At 42.0% G+C, this 21,362-nt stretch carries 18 protein-coding genes and 1 other RNA gene; 11 read left to right on the forward strand and 8 right to left on the reverse strand.

The window, feature by feature from the left end:
- Positions 1-51: 51 nt before the first annotated feature.
- Entirely contained in the window at positions 52-1,164 is a 1,113-nt protein-coding gene (locus DC28_RS00005; RefSeq protein ID WP_037544385.1) for a ribose-phosphate diphosphokinase, read from the reverse strand.
- A gap of 139 nt (positions 1,165-1,303) precedes the next feature.
- Here DC28_RS00005 and recA point away from each other — a divergent pair, with 139 nt between their 5' ends.
- From recA to DC28_RS00060, 11 genes are all read left to right on the forward strand, one after another.
- On the forward strand, positions 1,304-2,443 hold the full coding sequence (recA, locus tag DC28_RS00010) for a recombinase RecA (RefSeq protein ID WP_037544386.1): 1,140 nt from the start codon (positions 1,304-1,306) through the stop codon (positions 2,441-2,443).
- Positions 2,444-2,446: 3 nt separating this feature from the next.
- Positions 2,447-3,055: a 2-amino-4-hydroxy-6-hydroxymethyldihydropteridine diphosphokinase gene (gene folK / locus DC28_RS14985; protein ID WP_081941721.1), complete on the forward strand. Its 609-nt coding sequence runs from the start codon at positions 2,447-2,449 to the stop codon at positions 3,053-3,055.
- Entirely contained in the window at positions 2,988-3,776 is a 789-nt protein-coding gene (locus tag DC28_RS00020) for a segregation and condensation protein A (protein ID WP_052078252.1), read from the forward strand. Before folK ends, DC28_RS00020 begins: the two co-directional genes overlap by 68 nt.
- Positions 3,773-4,318 (forward strand): SMC-Scp complex subunit ScpB, encoded by a 546-nt coding sequence (gene scpB / locus DC28_RS00025; RefSeq protein ID WP_193382269.1) that lies wholly within the window; start codon positions 3,773-3,775, stop codon positions 4,316-4,318. Before DC28_RS00020 ends, scpB begins: the two co-directional genes overlap by 4 nt.
- Positions 4,308-5,228 carry a pseudouridine synthase gene (locus DC28_RS00030; RefSeq protein WP_052078253.1) on the forward strand — a complete coding sequence of 307 codons (921 nt, stop codon included), beginning with the start codon at positions 4,308-4,310 and terminating at the stop codon, positions 5,226-5,228. Before scpB ends, DC28_RS00030 begins: the two co-directional genes overlap by 11 nt.
- Positions 5,212-5,865 carry a (d)CMP kinase gene (gene cmk / locus DC28_RS00035; RefSeq protein ID WP_037544388.1) on the forward strand — a complete coding sequence of 218 codons (654 nt, stop codon included), beginning with the start codon at positions 5,212-5,214 and terminating at the stop codon, positions 5,863-5,865. The genes DC28_RS00030 and cmk overlap by 17 nt, the downstream gene beginning before the upstream one ends.
- Before the next feature lie 3 nt (positions 5,866-5,868).
- The gene (gene rpsA / locus DC28_RS00040) at positions 5,869-7,575 is read left to right on the forward strand and encodes a 30S ribosomal protein S1 (RefSeq protein ID WP_037544389.1); all 1,707 of its coding nucleotides are present in this window, start codon (positions 5,869-5,871) and stop codon (positions 7,573-7,575) included.
- Between the two features lie 14 nt (positions 7,576-7,589).
- The gene (locus tag DC28_RS00045; RefSeq protein ID WP_037544390.1) at positions 7,590-9,098 is read left to right on the forward strand and encodes a sigma-54-dependent Fis family transcriptional regulator; all 1,509 of its coding nucleotides are present in this window, start codon (positions 7,590-7,592) and stop codon (positions 9,096-9,098) included.
- Between the two features lie 11 nt (positions 9,099-9,109).
- Positions 9,110-9,805, forward strand: a complete 696-nt coding sequence (locus DC28_RS00050; RefSeq protein ID WP_037544392.1) for a tetratricopeptide repeat protein — start codon at positions 9,110-9,112, stop codon at positions 9,803-9,805.
- Between the two features lie 151 nt (positions 9,806-9,956).
- Positions 9,957-12,338: an adenylate/guanylate cyclase domain-containing protein gene (locus DC28_RS00055; protein ID WP_037544524.1), complete on the forward strand. Its 2,382-nt coding sequence runs from the start codon at positions 9,957-9,959 to the stop codon at positions 12,336-12,338.
- Between the two features lie 154 nt (positions 12,339-12,492).
- Complete coding sequence (locus DC28_RS00060) at positions 12,493-12,969, forward strand: hypothetical protein (protein WP_156104510.1); 477 nt, start codon at positions 12,493-12,495, stop codon at positions 12,967-12,969.
- 460 nt (positions 12,970-13,429) lie between these two features.
- On the opposite strand, the gene rodA is transcribed toward DC28_RS00060, so the two are convergent.
- The 7 genes from rodA to DC28_RS00100 all read right to left on the reverse strand — a co-directional run bounded on the left by rodA (position 13,430) and on the right by DC28_RS00100 (position 21,342).
- Positions 13,430-14,743, reverse strand: a complete 1,314-nt coding sequence (gene rodA, locus DC28_RS00070) for a rod shape-determining protein RodA (RefSeq protein ID WP_037544395.1) — start codon at positions 14,741-14,743, stop codon at positions 13,430-13,432.
- A gap of 1 nt (position 14,744) precedes the next feature.
- On the reverse strand, positions 14,745-16,595 hold the full coding sequence (gene mrdA / locus DC28_RS00075; RefSeq protein ID WP_037544396.1) for a penicillin-binding protein 2: 1,851 nt from the start codon (positions 16,593-16,595) through the stop codon (positions 14,745-14,747).
- Between the two features lie 512 nt (positions 16,596-17,107).
- Positions 17,108-17,971: a rod shape-determining protein MreC gene (gene mreC, locus DC28_RS00085; RefSeq protein WP_037544400.1), complete on the reverse strand. Its 864-nt coding sequence runs from the start codon at positions 17,969-17,971 to the stop codon at positions 17,108-17,110.
- A 12-nt stretch (positions 17,972-17,983) separates the two neighbouring features.
- The gene (locus DC28_RS00090) at positions 17,984-19,021 is read right to left on the reverse strand and encodes a rod shape-determining protein (protein WP_037544402.1); all 1,038 of its coding nucleotides are present in this window, start codon (positions 19,019-19,021) and stop codon (positions 17,984-17,986) included.
- A 14-nt stretch (positions 19,022-19,035) separates the two neighbouring features.
- Positions 19,036-19,995, reverse strand: a complete 960-nt coding sequence (locus DC28_RS00095) for a tetratricopeptide repeat protein (protein WP_081941722.1) — start codon at positions 19,993-19,995, stop codon at positions 19,036-19,038.
- Between the two features lie 8 nt (positions 19,996-20,003).
- Positions 20,004-20,346, reverse strand: an RNA gene (gene rnpB / locus DC28_RS15010) — RNase P RNA component class A.
- Positions 20,347-21,342 carry a zinc ribbon domain-containing protein gene (locus tag DC28_RS00100; RefSeq protein WP_037544406.1) on the reverse strand — a complete coding sequence of 332 codons (996 nt, stop codon included), beginning with the start codon at positions 21,340-21,342 and terminating at the stop codon, positions 20,347-20,349.
- Between the last annotated feature and the right edge of the window lie 20 nt (positions 21,343-21,362).

Below are 21,362 nucleotides of genomic sequence, written 5' to 3' on the forward strand. Positions count from 1 at the left end.
GCTTCAAGGGTGGGGGAAGGTTTGTAAAAAGTTACAGGGTTTTGCGCACTATCAAAGATTTAGATTATACGTGCCTTTTCCGTTTAGTAAATTTCCAAGATTTGGCTCCTCGAAGAAGGGGGACAAAGAATCCTGATCATACACGCGCAGAATAATCTCAGCAGTCAGGCGTGATGGAGAAACAATTTCCAGGCGGTTTAGTTTTTTCTTTATTTCTGGGGTTATTTCTACAGTTTCTACAACCACCATTCTGTCTATGAACCCCGCTTCGCTGAGCTCAGCAAGGCGTTCCACCGCTGGCTGTGAAAATACCGGATGCACTACGGCTACATGAACGGAACCAACACCACGATTTCTCAGTTCCTTTACCAAAGCATACAGAGAACCCCCGGTGTCTATCATATCGTCCACAATCCAGATTGTTTTATTTTGAAGGGATGTATCTGATAGAACCTTGATGCTCTCTATTGAGTTAGCACGATTATAATTTCTCTTTTTATGTGCAATGATTAAATCAGCGCCGAACGCTTTTGCGTATTGCCGGGCTAATCCTTCACCCCCAGCATCCACTGAACAAAAGGCCCAATTCTTAACCCCTTGGGCTGAGGAAGACCCCAATAGGTCTGTGGAGGTTCTGGCGATGTACTCCATTAATAACCCTGTTACTGGGACATCATCAATAAGTACCCTGGTGGGATCTACTGCTGTCTTTGATTTATCGCTGTGTAGTTGATAGGTGATTATATGATTGATCCCCAAGCTTGCAAGTGTTTTGTAATGTACCCAGAACCCCACGGAGTTACGCCTCGTAGTCCTGTCCGAACGGGAGCATGTCATATAGGGTTCAATAAGAATTATCCGCTGTGCAGCTGAACGGCGAATGGCATCAACAGCATGGTACAATTCCACCTTCGCCTCGTTGAGGGGAATCCCTGCTGCATTTCGGGCACAACTAGCCAGTAAAAATACCTGTTTCCCACGTAAACTGGTAAGGATTTCCACCTCCATCTCGCCGTCAGCAAAGGTTCGTGTCTGCATTCTACCAGAAACGCCGGTCTGAAAATTACGATCATAATAATCGGGAAAGGTACGTAGTTGTTGGGTCACAGAATTACAGAACCACTGCATAGATCGGGTGGTAACGATGGAGAATCCACAGTTCATACCACTAGAATAGTCCATAAAACTCCGCCTTGACCAGTATCTTTTTAAAACCGTATACTATTTCAACGAAATTTGAATCAGAACTGAATTTTATTTTGGTAATAACAGATAACATCACCGAATAAAAAAAGGAAACGATATGGCTAAAGGAACTCCCAAGGAATTACACAGTCCTAGTAACCAACAAGAAAAAATCAAGGCACTAGAAGCCGCCCGACTCCAGATTGAACAACAATTCGGAAAAGGGTCCCTCATGAAGCTGGGTACAGGGGTAGAACGAATAAATATCGAGTGTATTCCCTCCGGTTCTATCCTTTTAGATGAAGCACTAGGCCTTGGGGGTTACCCCAAAGGCAGGATCATTGAAATATATGGTCCCGAGTCCAGCGGAAAAACAACCTTGGCGCTGCATGCTATTGCGGAAACGCAAAAACGCGGCGGAATAGCCGCATTCATTGATGCGGAGCATGCCCTTGATCCAGTATATGCCCGAAACCTCGGTGTCAATATAGATGAGCTTTGGGTCAGCCAGCCGGATAATGGAGAACAGGCACTAGAGATTGCGGAAAGTCTGGTCCGTTCTGGTGCAGTCGATATGATTGTTGTCGATTCAGTGGCAGCCCTTACCCCCCAAGCAGAGATCCAGGGAGAAATGGGGGACAGCCACGTCGGTCTACAAGCACGCCTAATGAGCCAAGCCTTACGGAAACTGACTGGAACGATCTCAAAATCCGGGGCCTGTCTGGTCTTTATCAACCAGATTAGAATGAAGATAGGGGTTATGTTTGGCAACCCGGAAACAACCACCGGAGGGAACGCCTTAAAGTTTTACGCATCTGTACGGCTTGAAGTCCGCCGGGTAGAAACCATTACCCAAGGTTCAGACAACGCCATCGGGAATACTGTTCGTGTTAAGGTGGTGAAAAACAAGGTTGCTCCTCCCTTTAAAAAGGTAGAGATGGATATCATGTTCGGTAAAGGTGTGTCGTGGTCGGGAAGTCTGCTCGATGCCGCAGTTAAATACGACATGATCAAAAAAAGTGGCTCTTGGTATTCCTTCGGCGAAGAACGGATCGGCCAAGGAAAGGAAAATGCAAAAACCTTTCTTGAGTCTAATCCTGAAATTGCCACAAAATTGGAAAAATCACTACGAGAGCAACTGTTCCCCAATGAAATTCTGGTTGGCAGCGATCCCAAACCGGAAACAGGGAAGGATGAAAAGAAACAAGCTGACCAGAAAACAACAGGGAAGAGTACGAACTCGAAGGAACTCTTTTAATTCGTGAGAGTGGTGATAGGCCTGGGGGGAAATGTAGGGAATGTGCCCAAGACCTTTGAGGAGGCAATTTCACATATACAATATCGGATACTTCGTTATCATCGGGGGTATTTAAAGAAGATCGCCCCCCTGATCTCATCCGATCCAGTCGACTACCTTGAACAACCGCGCTTTCTCAACACGGGGATTTTACTTCAATGGTCCAGTTCATTACACCAATTATTACGCATATGCCAAGAGATTGAAACAGCACTTGGACGTGACCGGGAACATGAGATCATTAAAGGTCCCAGACCCATAGATATCGACATTTTGTACGCTGGCAGAAACCATGTTCTGCGCCATCCCAGGATCACCGTACCTCATCCTAGGCTTCATCAACGGGGATTTGCCCTGATCACCCTTTTAAGCCTATTGCCTAGCGCGGTAGATCCATTGACCGACCGCGCCTATCAAGCATACCTGGAGGAAGTTTCTACCCAGGGTATTTACTATGAGGAATGGGAATACTATAATGCCGCCACCAAGGAGATGCGCGGAGTTCATGGATCAATTACCAATGCCCCTGGAGGAGGGGACTCAAAAACAGACCTTTCGGATCCAGGATTTTGAGGGACCTCTCGACTTATTACTATTTCTAATTAAAAAAAATGAAGTAAATATCTATGATATCCCGATTGCCCAGGTGACAGAACAGTATGTTAGTTACCTAAATGATGACGTAAATAGAGATTTAGATAATTTGACGGATTTCTACCTTATGGCTGCGACCCTGCTCTATATAAAAAGCAGGATGCTCCTTCCAGTCGAGATCGATCTCGATGACGAGCTAGGTGACCCGCGTAAAGATCTTGTAGAACGGCTCATAGAATACCAGCGCTTTAAAAAATTGTCGGATCTTATGATTGAACGAAATGATGATACAGATGTATTAATCGAACGAAGGGGAAGTCAAAGGACTATTCCTTTCGGGGTTGAGGATCCCTGGCAGGATATAGAGGTATGGGATCTACTGAAATCTTTTTCCACTGTTATGGCCGGATTGACCTCTGAAAAAATCATTAATCTGTATGAAGAGGTTTCGGTTAACGAAAAAATCAGTCTAATTTATGAACTTTTAGAGGAACATGAGCATTTCTCATTCCAGGATCTTATCACAAAACAGAATTCAGTTATGGAGTTGGTCTGCGCATTTCTCGCAGTATTAGAAACGGTAAAAATGCGGCAAATCCGCATTCAACAGCATGTTTTCTTCGGTGACATCCGTATAATTCGGCGGGAAGATGCTGCCGATTTTACCATAGATGAGTCCATCGAGGAGGAAGGAGGTTGAAGCTGAAACGAGAAACTGCCCTTATCGAAGCGGTTCTTTTTCTAGAAACAGAGCCCATATCTATTAAATCACTCTCAAAAATAACCGGGCTATCGCCGGATGCTGTGGAAACCGTTGTGGCACAACTATCGGAACTCTACAATGAGGATGAGGTCCATGGGCTTGAGCTAAGTCAATTGGACGATGGCTATCTCTTTATACCGAAGGCATCTCTGTGGAATTCCTTGAAACATCGCTATGGCAGGAAGAACGAAAATAAACTAAGCCGAGCAGCCATGGAGACCCTGTCAATCATAGCGTACTCCCAGCCTATAACAAGAGGTGAAATTGAGAATATTCGAGGCGTAGCATCGGACAGTATGATCAAACTACTTGCAACTAAAGAACTAATAAAAGAGGTCGGTAAAAAAGATGCACCAGGTAGACCGGCCCAATATGGAACAACCAGGCAATTTTTAAAGGTATTTCGCCTTTCTAGTATTGCCGACCTACCCAAACTAGACGAACTGGAAAGCGAAAGATTTAAATTAAATGCAACATAATATTAATGAGGATAGCAACACTATCCGTTTACAGGTATATGTCTCAAAAAGCGGAGCGGCTTCAAGACGAGAAGCTGCAGAGATTATCACGGAAGGAAGAATTACAGTTGACGGGGTTGTTATATCAGAACCCGGTTATCGAATATCCGGTAATGAAGAGATTGCTCTGGATGGTGAAATCCTCCATCAAACCAAAAATCACGCCTATGTGGTTCTCAATAAACCAGTTGGATACATATGCACCAATAAGGATCCCCAGGGCAGGCCAACAGCTGTCGGTCTTGTACAGCCGCAATTCGCCCAGAGATTATTCACCGTAGGGCGCCTTGACTTTCAATCCTCAGGCCTCATCCTCTGTACCAGCGATGGTTCTTTTGCCGATTCTGTTATGCATCCATCAAAGCGTGTAGAAAAAGAGTATCTTGTCGAAACGCAACAGGAGATACCGGCACAAATCCTAACCGAGTGGAAGCGAGGCATCCGGATTGCTGGCGAACGGTACATCTTAAAACGATTCTCCATCCTTAATCCTAGAAGAGTACGCGTGGTTCTTGAAGAAGGGAAAAACCGAGAAATACGGAATGTATTTGCACATTTCCGAATAACGATCCGTAAATTACATCGCATTCGTTTTGGCCAACTAGAACTCGGCGATCTTCCATCTGGAAGCTATAGGGCGATGTCAAAATCTAAAATTATCGAAATGGTTTTCGGTGATGTTAGTCACGATCCCCAACTCACTACCGACAATGGTATGCCAGCAGAAAAGAGCAATAAAAGGAAAACACCGCGTAAACAGGGCTGGGCCAAACCAAAGGGTAGTAAATCTAGAATGCGATCTAACACTAATTCCAAGCGATCCGTCACCAAGTCTAAAAAGCAAAGGAAACACGATGATAATCGCCATTGATGGCCCTGCAGGAAGTGGGAAGAGTACTGTTGCTCGTTATATTGCTGATAAGCTGGGGTTTCTCTATGTGAATTCTGGGCGGGTATACCGTACCGTCACCTTTCTTTGTTTGGAGAAGGATCTAAGTATTTCGGAAGAAGCAATTTTTAAATCCATCCCATGGAATGAAATTAGCATTCACCGTGATTACATAGCGGTCAATCTACAGCAATTATCCGACGAGCTGCATCATCAACGTATCGACAAGTTGGTACCGAGGATAAGTTCTTTTCCGATGATTCGAAAAGCAGTAAACAATATAATTGTAAACACCTCAAAGAATGAAAATGTCGTAGCAGAAGGCCGGGATATGACTACGGTAGTTTTTCCGGATGCGGATATTAAGGTGTATCTCGATGCTTCTATTGAATCTCGGGCGATGCGCAGATTCAACCAAGGAATCTCTGACCAAACCTTCGAGGAGATATATAAAGCTATTGAGGAACGAGACCAAGTTGATCAGAAAAAAGCCGTGGGTGCGCTACGCCGTTCAACGGACGCACTGTATTTAGATACATCCGGCTTGACCATTGAACAAGTTTGTGAGAAAGTAATTAAATCCATCCAAGGACATAAAACACATCAGGAGTTATTATAAATCATGGTAGATAAAGAACAGCAAAGCTCAGCCGAAAAAACAACAAAGCAGGAGTTGCTGCAAGAAGAGTATCTTAAATCCTTGGATGAGCTGGAAGTCGGTCAGCTCGTCGAAGGTACTGTAGTGGCCGTCTCGGACGATCAGGTTTTTGTTGATGTTGGTTACAAATCTGAAGGTAAAATCGCAACCACGGAATTTGATGAAGTTCCTTCGGTTGGTGAAACGGTTCAGGTTGTGCTCGTAACGAAAGAAGGCCGGAACGGCGAGGTGGTTGTTTCAAAACGCAAGGCAGATGAACGGATTGTTTGGAAGGATATAAAACAGGCATTCCAGGATCATCAGCCTATAACCGGAAAGGTTGCTAAGACCGTAAAAGGTGGTTTTGAAATCAATCTTGGGGGAGGAACCAGAGGGTTCAACCCAATTTCAAAGATGGATCTCTTCAGAATTGATGATCCAGACTCCTACGTGGGTATGGATACACAGTTCTACATTGAGCGTTTATACAGCGATAACCGAGTTAACATTATCCTCTCAAGAAGAGCCTGGCTCGAAGAAGAGGTGGATAAAAAAAGGTCGGAATTTTTTGCCTCAGTCCAAGAAGGTGATGTTGTAAAAGGTATCGTGAAGTCTTTCACAAGTTTTGGTGCCTTCGTTGATCTCGGCGGCTTTGATGGTCTATTGCATATTAATGATATGAGCTGGGGCCATGTTGCTCGCCCGAAGGATTTCGTAAAGCGCGGCCAGGAATTAGAATTGAAGGTTGTTCGACTGGATCATGAGAATCAGAAGATAAACCTTTCACTCAAGGATATGCGGGAGATTCCCTGGGATAGCTTCCATGAGCGGTACGAACTCGACCAGGAAGTAACCGGGACGGTTACAAAATTAACCGATTTCGGTGCGTTCATTGAACTTGAGGAAGGAATTGAAGGACTTGCCCATATATCTGAACTCTCTTGGACCAAGCGAATCAACCATCCCAAAGAGGTTTTAAAGATTGGTGACAGTGTCGAAGCCAAGATTCTTGGATTTGACCTAGATGCCCATAAGGTGAGTCTTGGTGTAAAGCAAGTACAGCCCAATCCTTGGGATGAAATCAATGAAACCTATCCTGAAGGAATGCGACTTACACGGGTTGTAAAGAAAATTACCAATAGCGGTGCGTTTGTAGAGCTTGAAGAGGGTATAGACGGATTCTTACATGTTGATGACCTTTCGTGGACAAAAAAATACAAAAACCCCGGTGCCGTTCTTAAGGAAGGCGAAGAAGTCGAGGTTGTTGTCCTTTCTTCGGATCCTGATGCTAAAAACATCCGTCTAGGAATTAAGCAGCTTTCTGATGACCCTTGGGATTCATTAAAGAAAGCTTTCCCGGAAGGTTCTATCATTGATGGGGAAGTTACCAATGTGACCGATTTCGGTGTTTTTGTACGCGTACAGGGTGGAATCGAAGGGTTAATCAACAAGTCTCAATTGGTTGATCCTCGGGTTGAAAGTCCCGAATCCGCTCTTCAGAAGGTAACTATTGGCCAGGAAGTGAAAGCAGTAATTACCGAAATTAACCCTATGCGACAGAAGCTCTCCCTAAGCCTCCGTGAACTGGAAAGGCAGAAGGAACGGAAAGAGATCGAAAAGTACATCCATGATGATGGTGATATTGAAACCACCACCACAATGGCTGACTTCTTCAAGAAAGAAGAAGACTAACTACAGGGGTACATATGTTTAACTCAGCGGAGGATACGAAGAAAATCGAAACCCTCATAGAGTTAAACAGTCTCATTAACTCGGACTATACAGATCTGAATGCATTGCTGACTCGTATCACCGAGTCAGCAATGATTCTTACTGGGGGAGAGGCGTCATCGTTATTGCTATTAAATACCTTTGAACAGAAGCTGTATTTTGAAGTAGCTCTTGGGAGCAAGGGCGATGCTGTCCAAAAGTTTTCTTTAAAAATAGGGGAAGGCATCGCCGGTTGGGTTGCTAAACACAATAAGAGTTTAATTGTAAACGATGTAGAGAAGGATTCCCGGTTTTTCTCCGATATAAGCAAGAGCATAGGGTATAAGACTAGTTCTATACTAGCAGCCCCTATGAGGATAAAAGATGCTTGTATAGGCGTCATTGAGTTGATCAACAAAAAAAATGCGAGGCATTTCACTGAAAACGATCTTCAGTGGCTCGAAATATTTGCAAATCAGGCCGCTTTGGCAATCTCTAATGCCAGAGTGTATCAGAAAACCCAAAACGAAATTGCCGCGCTTCAGGATAGTATTCAAAGCCATGCGGGCTTTCACCCCTTGAAATTTGCAAGCCAAGAATTCGAATCAGTGATGTCTATTGTGAAGCGTGTTGGCGTAACAAATTCCTCTGTTCTAATCCTCGGGGAGAGTGGCGTTGGTAAAGAGCTGATTGCTGAACAAATTCATTTAGCAAGCAAACATGCAAATGGCCCTTTTATTAGAGTGAACTGTGCAGCGTTACCAGAGGGAATGATTGAGAGTGAGTTATTCGGCCACATTAAAGGGTCTTTTACTGATGCAATTAACGATAGGGTGGGGAAATTTGAAACAGCTTCTAATGGTACGATTTTCTTAGACGAAATTGGTGAACTATCGTTAGCAGTACAAGCAAAACTGTTACGTGTTTTAGAGGAAGGGATTTATGAGCCTCTAGGCTCAAATGAACAAAAAAAGGTTCAGGCAAGAATTCTTTTTGCAACCAACAGGGATTTAGCTAAATTGGTTGAAGAAAAGCATTTTCGGCAAGATCTTTATTATCGATTAAATGTAATTCCCATCAATGTACCCCCCTTAAGGAAGAGATTGGCCGATATTCCGGTACTAACCGATTTTTTTCTTCAAAATGCCTGTAGAGAGATGAACAAGCCAGACGGTGGTATTGAAGCCACTGCTATGGAAGCACTTCTTGATTTTCCGTGGCCTGGGAATGTACGAGAACTGAAAAATGTTATCGAACGAGCTGTGGTATTATCTCCGGATGGAGTTATCCGACGGGAGGGACTGCAATTAGGAAACCAACATTTAGATAAAGGATTATATTTTAAAGGTAAGCGGTTAAAAGAGTCAGTTAATGTATTTAAGAAACACTTTATAATTTCATGTCTAGAAGAGAATAGTTGGAACCAAACCATTACGGCGCGACAACTAGGAATACAACGAACATATCTATCCAGACTCATGCGTGAGCTGGAAATTAATCACTAGGAGAATAGTTAATGCCTGTTATTGAAAACTCATCAAAAAGCACACTGCGTGATAAATTCAATGGTTTTTTGGCAAGAAACCGCCGCATAATCATTTGGTTAAGTGTTGTTTTTATCTTAGCAGTAGCTGCCACGATCATCATCACTGAAATTAGTAACAATACCGCCCTGGAACAGGCCGCGGCTCTTGAAAAGTTAGAAGATGAATATGCTGCATTCATGTCTGAAGATGATGATGCAGGCGAAGCGGGCCAGGAAGCCTTAATGGCCGAGATTGACGATGTAAAGAAGAGCTTTCCAAATACTATTGCAGATCAAAGAGCAACCATGATACTCGGTGAGCTCGAACAGAAAAATGGTAATTATGAAGCTGCTTTCGAATATTTCACTCAGGCTTCCACTATTCAAGAAAAAACGTATCTATCGGTACCTATTTTGATCCAGGCGTACAAAACGGCTGAATTATCCGGTAATATCGATATCGCTGTAGAAACACTAGAGTCTCTGTTGGATAAACATGGAAATGAATCTGTTGAGGCCCCGCGAGTCCTGTTTAATCTCGGTCGATTATCTGAACTAAAAAATGACCCGTCTGAAGCAAACACTTATTATGAGCGACTTCTCTTGGAATATCCCTCAAGCAGTTGGACAAACCTAGCCCAGGACCGTATACTTTATTTAACAGCGACAGGGGTCATTATAGACTGATAATAGGCCTATTACCGTTTAAGTAGGCCATAATTTGGATGCTGGAACTATAGATTTTGTAAAACAACAGTTCTGCGATTGGCGTGAGGTTCTTTGAAATTTTGTTTTGAAGAACCTCAATTGTTTAGATCGATGACTCCAGGGAGGTGCTATGAAAAAAAAATCATTATTAACTCGGCTTCTTGATGTTCGTTTTTTTGGTTTTTTCATAGCACTGCTGGTAGCTGCGGTGTTTTTGCTTGCAGCAAACGGGTTGGTTATTTTTAAAGGTCTTGATCAACTGATACTTGATATCCATTTCAGGTTAAGAAATAGTACTCAGGAACGCGTGTTGCAGCAAGGCGCAGTTATGCAGGATCGTTCCCTTTCTATCAGCCCAGATATCATGATTTTGGGTATCGACAATAGAACATTGGAGCGCTTTGGAAGATGGCCGTTTCCCCGCTACAGACACGCCGATTTGCTAAATACCCTTTCTAGAATTAAAGATCAGCAAGAGCGGGAGCGTTCAATACTGTTGGATTTTTTCTTTTTCGAGTATACAGACGATCCAGTTTCCGATGTTCTACTTAGGGATGCCATTAACGAAAATGGAAGAACCTTTTTGGAGACAGTGCTCTCACCCGCACCTCTGACTACCGACAATCCCGCGGAGCTAAATCAACGTTTTGATGAAATCATTGCACGGGGTGAGGTAATCAACTCAATTAATGGTGACAAAGAAAAGTTGCCCGCCTGGCTAGGAATTGAATCACCGATTCTTCCATTAAGCAAGACGAATGCCTCGATCGGCCATGCTAGTTTTGTCAGTGATCTTGACGGTGTGTTCAGGCGGCAACCTTTAATTATTCGATATCGAAAGGAAGTTGAGCAGATCTCTCTCGGTACCCTACAAGAATCCAGGGAAGCGATTCAAGATAGATTACTCGCGGATGATCTGGATATAGGGTTCTACTCCGCCACAGGGTATCCGCACACCTTGCCGGATCCTGACAATAACCAAATTTTGGAAGACATCATCGAGCGCGTTCAAAAAGATGGAATACCAATAGCAAGCGATTCAGATTCCGTACTGGATAATTATACGGTATCGTTATTTAAAGATTACTACGTCCCATCAATTACTTTGAGACTCGCAGCAGATTACCTTAGGGTTCCTCTTTCAGACGTATCAATTGAAATTGGTAATAAAATAATCTTACCTGAACCTAAAATGCGTAATATTGAAAATGGTTCAATCGAACCCTATGCAATAATGATAAAACAACCAGAATACAATGAAACTGGCGAAATTATTGAACCTGGGGAGTTTAAAACCGTGGATATTATCGAAATTCCAATCGATGAACATGGGTATATGGTAATAAACTTCATGGGTCCTAGATCAAGCTCTGATCCTAGCGGCAATCAAACCTTTCCTGTAAGAAGTTTCGGAAGTTATGCTGCTAGAGCCACGGGGCCCTTTTTTGATACCTGGCCTGAATCTTTACGACTCAGAAATAAGATTCTTCTTGCAGGTGCTTTTAGTCCAGGAATGGCTGAAGATGAGAAACTCACACCCCTTGGTGGTATGTATGGTATTGAGGTGCATGCAAATGCACTAAATACTATAATTATGGACAATTTTATTATTGAAATGTCGTACAGTTACTATCTTATCTTCATCCTTGCCTTGGTTATCATTGTAGCCCTTTATTCGAGACGAACCTCTACGATTATTTCGTTTATCATTACTGTTCTCCTTCTTGTAATTCTTTTCTTTGTTACAACGTTTATTTTTGATACCTATTCCTATCTTATACCCTACGCAGTTCCAGCATTGTCAGCCTTCTTCACATTTTTAAGTATTATTGTATATAGAGTAATGACTGAAGAAAAAGATAAGAAACGAATTAGAAATATGTTTGGAAAATACGTCAGTCCTCGGGTTGTGGACCAAATACTTGCGAATCCTCCTGAATTGGGTGGGGTAGATAAAGAATTGACTGTTTTTTTCTCTGACATCCGTGGTTTCACCACTCTATCAGAATCAATGACACCTCAAGAATTGGTAAATCACTTGAATATTTACCTTACAGCCATGACCGATATCATCCTAGAATTCCAAGGTACTCTCGATAAGTATGTGGGCGATGAAATAATGTGCTTTTGGGGTGCTCCGCTTCCCCAGAATGAGCATGCGATTTTGGCATGTAAATGTGCCCTAGCTCAAATAAATAAACTCAATGAATTGAACTCCCAATGGCCAATAGAAAAACAAATACATATCGGTATTGGAATAAACAGCGGTATCATGACAGTTGGAAACATGGGTAGCTTGGGCAGGATGAACTACACCCTGATGGGAGATAATGTTAACCTCGGGGCGCGTCTTGAAGGTACAAATAAAACGTATTTAACAGAGATAATTATATCGGAATATACATATGGTTTGGTCAAGGATAGGGTGGTAGCACGTGAACTCGATAACATCCGTGTTAAAGGAAAAAATAAACCTGTGGTTATTTATGAACTGGTGGATGTCCTTGAATAAAAGAGTTTGCACCTCTTTGGCACATAAAAAAAGTCGGACCGCATTGACTATATATATGGCGTACAGTCGGCTAATCATCCTCGGAATACTGGGTATCCTGTTTTCCTGCGGTCTGCCGACAGTAGGACCTCCTTCACCCGGTAGTCTTGTAGAATTGAATTCCCCAGGAGATAACCACCTTCAATTTACTGCAAAAGTTTTAGTGAACTCCGCACAACTTTTCCTCCTCTTACGGGCTGTGGATCCTGAAGACATTGAAGAACTAAAAGACAAGGTCACAGATTCGATTGTTCCCAACACATTACTCAGCAGTGCATACGGGTTTTATAATTATAATAATGAAAATAATTCCCCTTCAATCAAATTAGAGGACGACCTAGCGGGGAAGGAGCTTAAGTTTGATTTATACCTTTCCGCGGAAGAAACAGTAACAAACGGTGTCCGTATTCGCGTCGTAGAAGACACTGTTTTAAAGATAGATTCTGCACTCGTGTATGAATTAGAACAAGAGATCCCCAGTGATAGCAGATTCATTATCGCGGCCTACCTTCAGGTGCAACAATTTGATTCGAGCAATTCTAAAATACTTTTTAATTTTGATTATCCATTGAAATTCGGTGTAGGGAACTGATATGCTGTTGATTGTTTTCATTATTCTTGGTCCAGTACTCCTCATGACTGGTTCTTTTTCTTATTTGTATGCTCGTTACAGTTCATTTTTGCTGTTGTTAATCATCTCATTTATAGGGGGAATCTTATTTGCCTTTCTTGGTATCAGAGTAAGTGATGGTATCATTGCGGCCCATAAGCAATTTGTATATACCTTGAGTCTCAATACTGGTATAAGTCTATCCTTTATGAATCAACTCTTTCGGCTAATGACCTCAATTCTCGGAGCTGCTATCTTTAATCTTCTTCTAGTGGGCTCGATGAAGTTTAATCGCAATATGTAAATACTTAAACTTGTGTATATATTCTATACGCCCTTTGTTAGATCCTTCCTATCCGTTCGGTGATTTAATTGGTTACTACGTATAATATATATTCTGTCTACTAGAATCTGCTTTCTATGTAGTGCATTGTATCAGCTGTTAGTATCGGTATCGGTTCAAGCCAACATTTAGTATTAATCCAATACCTATCATCGCAGAAAGGAGATTTGATCCCCCGTAACTGATAAATAGTAAGGGAATCCCAGTTACAGGCATTATACCCATGGTCATACCAATATTAATTAAGAAATGCGACAATAACATGGTTAAGATACCCACAGTCAGATATCCGCCGAAGGCATCACGTGCTTGTCGTGCGATTCTAAGTCCTCTGAATAATATTATGCTATATAACAGAAAAACACTGATTCCCCCGATGAACCCCCACTCCTCCGAAAGGATGGAGAAAATAAAATCGGTACTCTGTTCAGGAAGATACTGCAGGTGACTTTGGGGACCATTTAAAAGGCCTTTGCCGTATAATCCTCCGGATCCTATGGCGATTACTGATTGTATAATGTTCCATCCAGAACCTAAACGATCAACGTAGGGGTCAATAAATACTATCAATCGCATTATTTGATACTCTTTTAGGACGAATCGTACTAAAAAGGAAGAAAGATAGGCAGCAAGTAATAAAAAGGCACTGTAAACCAACCAGTAAAAGAGCATTTTCTTTTTCAGTAGAAAATACCCGGTCAGCCCTATTATAATAGTAATAGATATAAATACTATACTACCTATAATAATTTCTTTATTTCTGAATATGTCAACCAATGGTATTCTGCTTTGAACTATTCGATTCTCCCAGCTGGGCAACACACTGAATAGTAATGTGAGAATACTGAAAAGCAATATAAAATTTAGATACCGTAATTTCGCGCCACCAAAATACAGCATGGCTAAAAAGACAGGTAAAAAAACAATTGCAGTCCCCAGATCCGGTTGAAGCAATACTGCACCCATGGCAGCAATCAATAAGAGAATAGGTTTAATTAATCCATTCGCTGACTGTAACTGTCCCTGCCTTCCTTCCATGTGATTCGCTAATATCATTATGAAGGCAATCTTCAAAAATTCTGAAGGCTGTATTCCCAGTTGACCAACACCAACCCACGCTCTTGCACCGTTTATTGTCCTTCCAATTAAAAGAGTAAGTAGAACAAGCAGAAAGAATAAAATAAAAACATAAACAGATAGACTTTTTAGATAATCATACCTGATTAATGTTATCGAAATTAACAGAAATAGACCTATGATTGCCCAAATGATTTGTTTTATAAACTGGTTTGAAAACACCACTCCAGTCGAACTCACACCACTGGAATAGATAAAAAGTATTCCAATTGAAATGAGTCCTACCAAGGCAAGCAAAATAGAAATATCAATATTTAAAAGCAATCGTTTTTTCATACTATAAATACCAAAGAGGTTTAAGATCCTCCACAACCTCTTCATAATTCATTTCATTGAAGTATCCATGGAGTATAATATTTGCAGCTTTCGGCGCCCACCAATCCCATTCATTTTTTGCATCGATCCATACAACCACCACAATCGTCTCATCCGTACTAACACCAACTTCATAGGGTGCATAGGAAACAAACCAGGAATGTTTATTACCTTCATAGCCAGTCTGAGCTGTACCCGTCTTTGCTGCAACCTCGACGGCATCGGTTGTAACAACAACATTGGCAGTCCCGTCAGTAATTACCTTCCGCATGCTTTCTTTGAGTATTCTGATAGTCTCTTGCTGGAAATTCAGATCTTTTATTAGCTCCGGCTCAATATTTTGAACAACCTTAAATGAAACCGGATCCCGAATTTCCCGAACAACATGGGGTCTGTAGACTTTTCCATCATTAATAATTGCACTAACCATATTGGCTAATTGTAGAGGGGTCACGGTTAAATACCCCTGTCCTATGGATAGATTGACTGTGTCTCCCCCGACCCAAGGAGCATCGTAGGTTCGCTCTTTCCAATCCTGAGTGGGTACTAGTCCCCGAACTTCACCAGGAATATCTATACCAGAATTTTGTCCAAATCCTATCTTTCTTGCATAATCGATTATCAAGTTTTCTTTCAGTATTTCATAACCTAAGTGATAAAAATATACATTACAGGACATTGCAATGGCATCATATAAATCCACATGCCCATGTCCACTCGGATCCCAGCAATTGAAACGTCTATCCCCGATATCCAAATGGCCTTCACAAAACACGGTATCATTTGGGTCTATGAGGTTTTCTTCAAGAGCCGTAAGAGCCATCAATAACTTAAAGGTTGAGGCCGGTGGCGCGGCAGCTTGGATTGCTCTATTCAGGAATGGACTCGAAGGATCATTATTCACCTCATTAAAACCATCTCCACCGAGGGGACCGTAAAAAACATTGGGGTCATAACTAGGATGGTTTACCATAGCTAGTATTTCACCGCTAGCAGGCTTCAATACTATCGCCGACCCAATTCGATTTCCAAGTGCTTTTGATGCCAATTCTTGGGTGTTTCTATCAATGGTGAGAATGAGGGTATTTCCAATTGTTGGTGTTTTTTGCAGAATTGTATCCTGCAGACCGGCATCCCTACCGAGAGCATCTACTTGACGTATAGCCAAGCCATCTACACCCCTAAGCACCTTGTCATACGCCCCCTCAACTCCTGTTTTACCGATTAGGGATGATTGATTATAGCCTTGGTTAAATAGCACTTGTAACTCTTCTTGGGTAATATTCCCAATATACCCGAGAACATGGGAGAACAACGACCCATAAGGATAAATCCTCAATGGTTGTTGAGACCAAGAAATTCCTGGATACAATTCTATGCGTTCAGCCAGCCTGGAAATAATGTTATATTCCAAACCAGATAAAATCACCTTTTTTTCATGGGATCGATAGGATCTTGGGACTATTTGTTCTAGGAAAGTGACTGGATAATCGAGCACCTGGGTTAGGTTTTGAATTATGGCACTCCGATTTTCCTCATTTCCTACTAACGCAGGGGTTATTTCCAAATTAAAACTACTTCTATTGGTAGCAATCGGTACATCAGCATTTCTATCGTAAATCTCTCCTCTTTGACTTGATATGATCACTGAGCGATTGGACACCCGACTAGCACGATCCTCGTATATGTAGTTTTCCACAATTTGCATTGAGAATAGTTTGTATGCGTAAATAAGAATTAAGGAGATAATAAGTATAATAAATACATAGTAACGCTTGCTATTAAATTGCTCATTTTTTCCAGAACGCTTCATTTACCGTGTACCACCTGGCCTTCTTGTAATTAGTAGTTCAAGTCTTCCAAGTATGAAAAATAACAGGGGTGCAAACAGGACTGTATAGAGTATTTCCAGTAAATTTGCTATGGCGAATATTTGATCATTAAGATTAAGGTTAAAGATGAATGATAGAAAAATTAGGATTACATTCCACAGAATCATTGAAATGAAGGTGATACCGATTGGCCAGAACAACCAATGAGTAGAGACAAAAGCGTTCCGGAGTCTTCCAACAAGGTATCCAATAAGAGTACAAAGAAGAATAAAGAGACCAAAGGGTAAAACACCGACAAGATCGTAGGTTAACCCTATAAGGGTACCTACGATTTCTCCCAGAAAAGAACCATTGGTAACCGCAAAAAAAACAAGTAGAATTAACGCAGTATTGGGCAATGCACCGCCTAGGAGATTAGCTGCAGAAAAAGCCGTTCCTTGAAAAATTACTAGTAAGGAGCCCATAAGAGCAAAAATTAAGACACGTAGCATAGCTACTCCCTAAACTGATTTGATTCTGCATGTTTTAATACAAACACTGCCTCTAGTGTAGCAAAAGAGACTGAGGGACGTACCGAAAGATGAATAGAAGTTTCCCAGGATTGAGCGTGTATTTCTTCTATGGTCCCTATTTGTATTCCTCGAGGAAAAATAGAATCAAGGCCCGATGTGATGATCATATCACCGACAGACAAAATGTTCCTTGCATCACGATCCACATAATCCATATTCAATGATTTTCTATCGATCCCGGATCCAGATACAAGACCCTCATATCTGGATTTTTGCAGCCTGGCTGCAATAAAGTGATTGTTTGAGGTTATGGGCAATACTCTACTCGTAAATGTGTTTACGTCTACTACCCTTCCAACTAAAGCCTGTTGATCACCGGCAAGGGCAACTACCGGAAGGCCCTCAGCTATCCCGTCGGCTCTTCCTTTATTTATTGTAAAAACCTCAATTGTTGAAGTTGGATTTTTAGCCACAATGAAGGCCGGAACGGTCTCAAAGCTGGACTTCTCCTTAAACTCCAGCATTTCTCGAAGTTGCTGGTTTTCAAATTTTACGTCCTCAAAATCATTCAGTGACTGCTCCAAGTCCTGTAATCTTTCGACAACCGTATCGTATTCTTTTTGAAGACTCGCGAGCTCTGATACTGATGTTAAGGTGTTTTTAAAAAATCGTCCTACGGAGGCTGCTCCGGTTTGCAATCCCCCAGTAAAATCCTCACCCAAGTTCCTGAGCGCCATAGATCCAGAGTCACTACTAATAATTAGTGAGATTGTGGTAATTACCATCACAATTAAAAGATAGAAAGAATCTTTATGCTTTTTTATGGCACTGCTGAGACGTAACATTCGGACTTACACTTACGGGTTCAAACTATCGTAAATCATACGATTTGAATCAATCCCCCTCACCTGCTCAAAATATAAACCTGCGCCGATTGCAACACAGTCTAGTGGTGCTTCTGCACGGAATGCGGGGACTCCTGTCTCATTAGAAATAAGTGTGTCTAATCCCTTTAAGAGGCTGCCGCCCCCTGTCATCACGATTCCTCGTTCTACAATATCGGCAGCAAGTTCCGGCGGTGTTTGACCTAAGGTTTTTTTAATCTCTTCAATAATTGCGCCAATGGGCTCTTGTAGTGCTTCACGGACTTCTACACTATCAATCTCGAGTCTTCTGGGTAGTCCGGTTATAGCATCAGTCCCTTTGATTTCCATTTTATCAATTTTCTTGTCGGGTGTTGCATTCCCGATGCTCTTTTTTAGTTCCTCCGCTGTCCGCTCACCAATAATTAAATTATGGATCCCCCGTACATGCTTAATGATTGCTTCATCAAACTCATCGCCTCCCAAACGGATTGCATTGGTTACAACCATTCCTCCCAAGGAGATGACAGAAATTTCACTCGTACCGCCGCCGATATCAACCACCATATGTCCCGCTGGTTCATGGATTGGTATATTTGCTCCAATTGCAGCAGCAAGAGATTCTTCAATGACCTTTACTTCGCGTGCTCCAGCCTTGTAGGCGCTCTCTTCAACAGCCCTTCTTTCAACCTCGGTGATGCATGAGGGAACACCGATTACCATTCGAGGCTTAATGAACAATCTACGGGGTAATACCTTGGAGATAAAGTAACGAATCATTTTTTCTGTAGTTTCAAGATCGGCGATCACACCATCCCGCAATGGTCTTATAGCAATGATATCTCCGGGTGTCTTCCAGAGCATACGCTTGGCCTCTTCGCCTACCGCGACAACCTTCCTAGTGCCACGCTCCACTGCCACAACAGATGGCTCATTGGCTAGAATTCCCTTCCCGCGCAGATATACCAGGGTGTTGCAAGTACCAAGATCAATACCGATGTCAGTAGTAAAGGAATTAGAAAATTTACCCATGTATTGGTTCCCCTTTAAGAGTTTAAACGAAGTATTGCACCAGCATGCTTCGGATTTAGTTCATACGCTTCTCGCCACAACGCACGGGCAAGCACAGTGTTTCCTTCAGCAGCAGCAATCTCACCTAAATAGTATTTAGCGTCCGCAGATGAAGGATTGAGCTCCTCCAGCTCAAGATACATCACCTCCGCCTCTTCTAAATTATTTAATTTTCGGTATCCTTCACCTGCGAGCAAAAAACCCTGTTCTTTAACATAATTTTCCGATGATTCATCAATGGCTTTCCGTGCATAGAATGCAGTTTTTTCGAAATCCTCCAATGAATCATATAATCGGGCGACTGACAGCAGTATAATAGCACGATTATTTTCCTCGTGTGAAGCAAGAAGGTACTCAATCCCTTTTCTCGGAAGCCCAAGTTCCGCACTGGTCAGCCCTAAATACTCAAAACTATCGGGTTGGTGGTAGCCAAGACTTTCTGCAAATTCAAAGTACTTAAGGGAAAGGTCATAATAATAGTATCCGGCATGATAATATGCTTTCCCCAATATATAGTGTACCTGCCCAGTGATTGATGACACAGAATCCAAACTCAGGAGCCTTCGAAGAGATTGAATAGATTGATTGTAATGGAATAACTGGGTTTCGTAATTGACTTCTGATTGTCCGATATAGAAGTGTGCAAAGCCATCGAACCGTAATGCTTCTACATTGAATGGCTGCTTATCAAGAATGCTATTGGTTCTCTCAACAATTTCGCTGTATGCTTCTTCGGACCACAATTCCTGTAGCTCATTCCCCATACGAAAATTTATTGAAAGCCCCTCAAGCGGTTTAACCTGAATAAAAATAACCGTTCCACTCACTAAAATTACAACACAGAGGATAATGAATAGCCAGGTATACCTCCGACTTGCGCCGGTCTTGCTGTTCTTGTTGTCGTTGTTTGAAAATTTCCTCTGCATTGATTTCATTGGGTATCTCTAAAAAAAGGCTAGTAAGCCGGGTTCTGTTTCAGATTGTCATCTATCTCAATTCATAGTTACCCATGAACTATAGCAATCTACCCGCCAGGCATTTTGAATACAAAACTCTTCCTGACTGCTTGATCTTGCTCCTGACAAGGTTTACCAGCACACTGGGTTACCCCAATGCCGGTGGGCTCTTACCCCACCCTTTCACCCTTACTGGATATCCAGCGGTCTAATTTCTGTGGCACTTTCTGTAGGGAAATCCCTCCCGGTCATTAACCGGTGTCAACTTTATGGAGCCCGGACTTTCCTCTTACATAGTAAAAATATGTAAGCGACAACCTAGCCTCTAAATTACTCTTCTATCTCCTCATCCAAAAGATCATCCTCTCCGTCATCTAAATCATCGTCAAGATCATCGTCCAACACCTCTTCCTCATCGGATGAGTCGTCCTGGTCATCATCTTCATCATCGTCGTCGTCTTCCTCTTCCTCGTCTAAATCATCGAGATCTTCTTCATCGTCACCGATGGAATCGTCAAAATCATCCATATCATCTGCGAAATCATCATCAAATTCGGACTCGTCAAAGAGATCAGCGGTGTCTTCCAGATCCAGATTCTCAAGTGCATCTTCGGATCCGGCTTCTTGATAAAATAAAATCATCGAGCAGTAGGGGCAAAAGTGTATTTGCTCGCCGCTCCGGACATCATTCACAAATTGCAACGGAAGAATCATATTACATCCAGTACAAACACCTTTTTGAAGAGGAACGATGCCCTTTCCTTCCTTGGACCTAATAATCCGTTTGAACTTAAATACAATTTCCCCATCAATATCGGGGGTTATAGCTTGTTCTTGATTGTCAAGCTCTGTCAATAATGACTCTCGGTCCTGGGTCTCTTGATGTATTTTTTCTTGTTCAAGGGTGAGCTCTTTTTCCTGGTCCTTTATCAACAGTTCTTCACGCTCGATCGCTTTTTCTAGTTCTTCAAAAGCCTTTTCTTCCCTTTGGAGTTCTTTTCGATAGTTTTGTTCGCGTTCCCCAGCATCCCGTATCTCTTTAACCAATGCTTCATATTCACGTTGAGTACTTATTTCTGCAATCTTTCCTTCATAATTCTCGCGTTCAGTCTCTGCATCACGCATCTTAATACGCAAATCATTAATATATGATTTCGCAGCTGTAAGACGTTCATGTTTTTCGATAAAACTCTTTTTTAAGCGATTTACCAGCTCTGACTTGGTGGTCAATGACCTAGGCAATTCTTTTAGTTCACTTTCTATTAAATATTTCTGAGCCAAAATATCTTGTAAAGACTTTAATTTTTCCAGGGTCTCAGTAATCATGTCTATGCCGCTCCTTATTA

The organism is Spirochaeta lutea (assembly GCF_000758165.1).
GTDB lineage: Bacteria > Spirochaetota > Spirochaetia > DSM-27196 > Salinispiraceae > Spirochaeta_D > Spirochaeta_D lutea.

Coding starts and splice junctions, on each gene's coding strand:
- DC28_RS00045 (WP_037544390.1), top strand. CDS start 7,590: ATGTTTAACTCAGCGGAGGATACGAAGAAAATCGAAACCCTCATAGAG.
- cmk (WP_037544388.1), top strand. CDS start 5,212: ATGATAATCGCCATTGATGGCCCTGCAGGAAGTGGGAAGAGTACTGTT.
- rpsA (WP_037544389.1), top strand. CDS start 5,869: ATGGTAGATAAAGAACAGCAAAGCTCAGCCGAAAAAACAACAAAGCAG.
- mrdA (WP_037544396.1), bottom strand. CDS start 16,595: ATGAAGCGTTCTGGAAAAAATGAGCAATTTAATAGCAAGCGTTACTAT.
- recA (WP_037544386.1), top strand. CDS start 1,304: ATGGCTAAAGGAACTCCCAAGGAATTACACAGTCCTAGTAACCAACAA.
- mreC (WP_037544400.1), bottom strand. CDS start 17,971: ATGTTACGTCTCAGCAGTGCCATAAAAAAGCATAAAGATTCTTTCTAT.
- DC28_RS00030 (WP_052078253.1), top strand. CDS start 4,308: ATGCAACATAATATTAATGAGGATAGCAACACTATCCGTTTACAGGTA.
- DC28_RS00095 (WP_081941722.1), bottom strand. CDS start 19,995: ATGAAATCAATGCAGAGGAAATTTTCAAACAACGACAACAAGAACAGC.
- DC28_RS00005 (WP_037544385.1), bottom strand. CDS start 1,164: ATGAACTGTGGATTCTCCATCGTTACCACCCGATCTATGCAGTGGTTC.
- rodA (WP_037544395.1), bottom strand. CDS start 14,743: ATGAAAAAACGATTGCTTTTAAATATTGATATTTCTATTTTGCTTGCC.
- DC28_RS00020 (WP_052078252.1), top strand. CDS start 2,988: ATGGATCAATTACCAATGCCCCTGGAGGAGGGGACTCAAAAACAGACC.
- DC28_RS00055 (WP_037544524.1), top strand. CDS start 9,957: ATGAAAAAAAAATCATTATTAACTCGGCTTCTTGATGTTCGTTTTTTT.
- DC28_RS00090 (WP_037544402.1), bottom strand. CDS start 19,021: ATGGGTAAATTTTCTAATTCCTTTACTACTGACATCGGTATTGATCTT.
- DC28_RS00050 (WP_037544392.1), top strand. CDS start 9,110: ATGCCTGTTATTGAAAACTCATCAAAAAGCACACTGCGTGATAAATTC.
- DC28_RS00100 (WP_037544406.1), bottom strand. CDS start 21,342: ATGATTACTGAGACCCTGGAAAAATTAAAGTCTTTACAAGATATTTTG.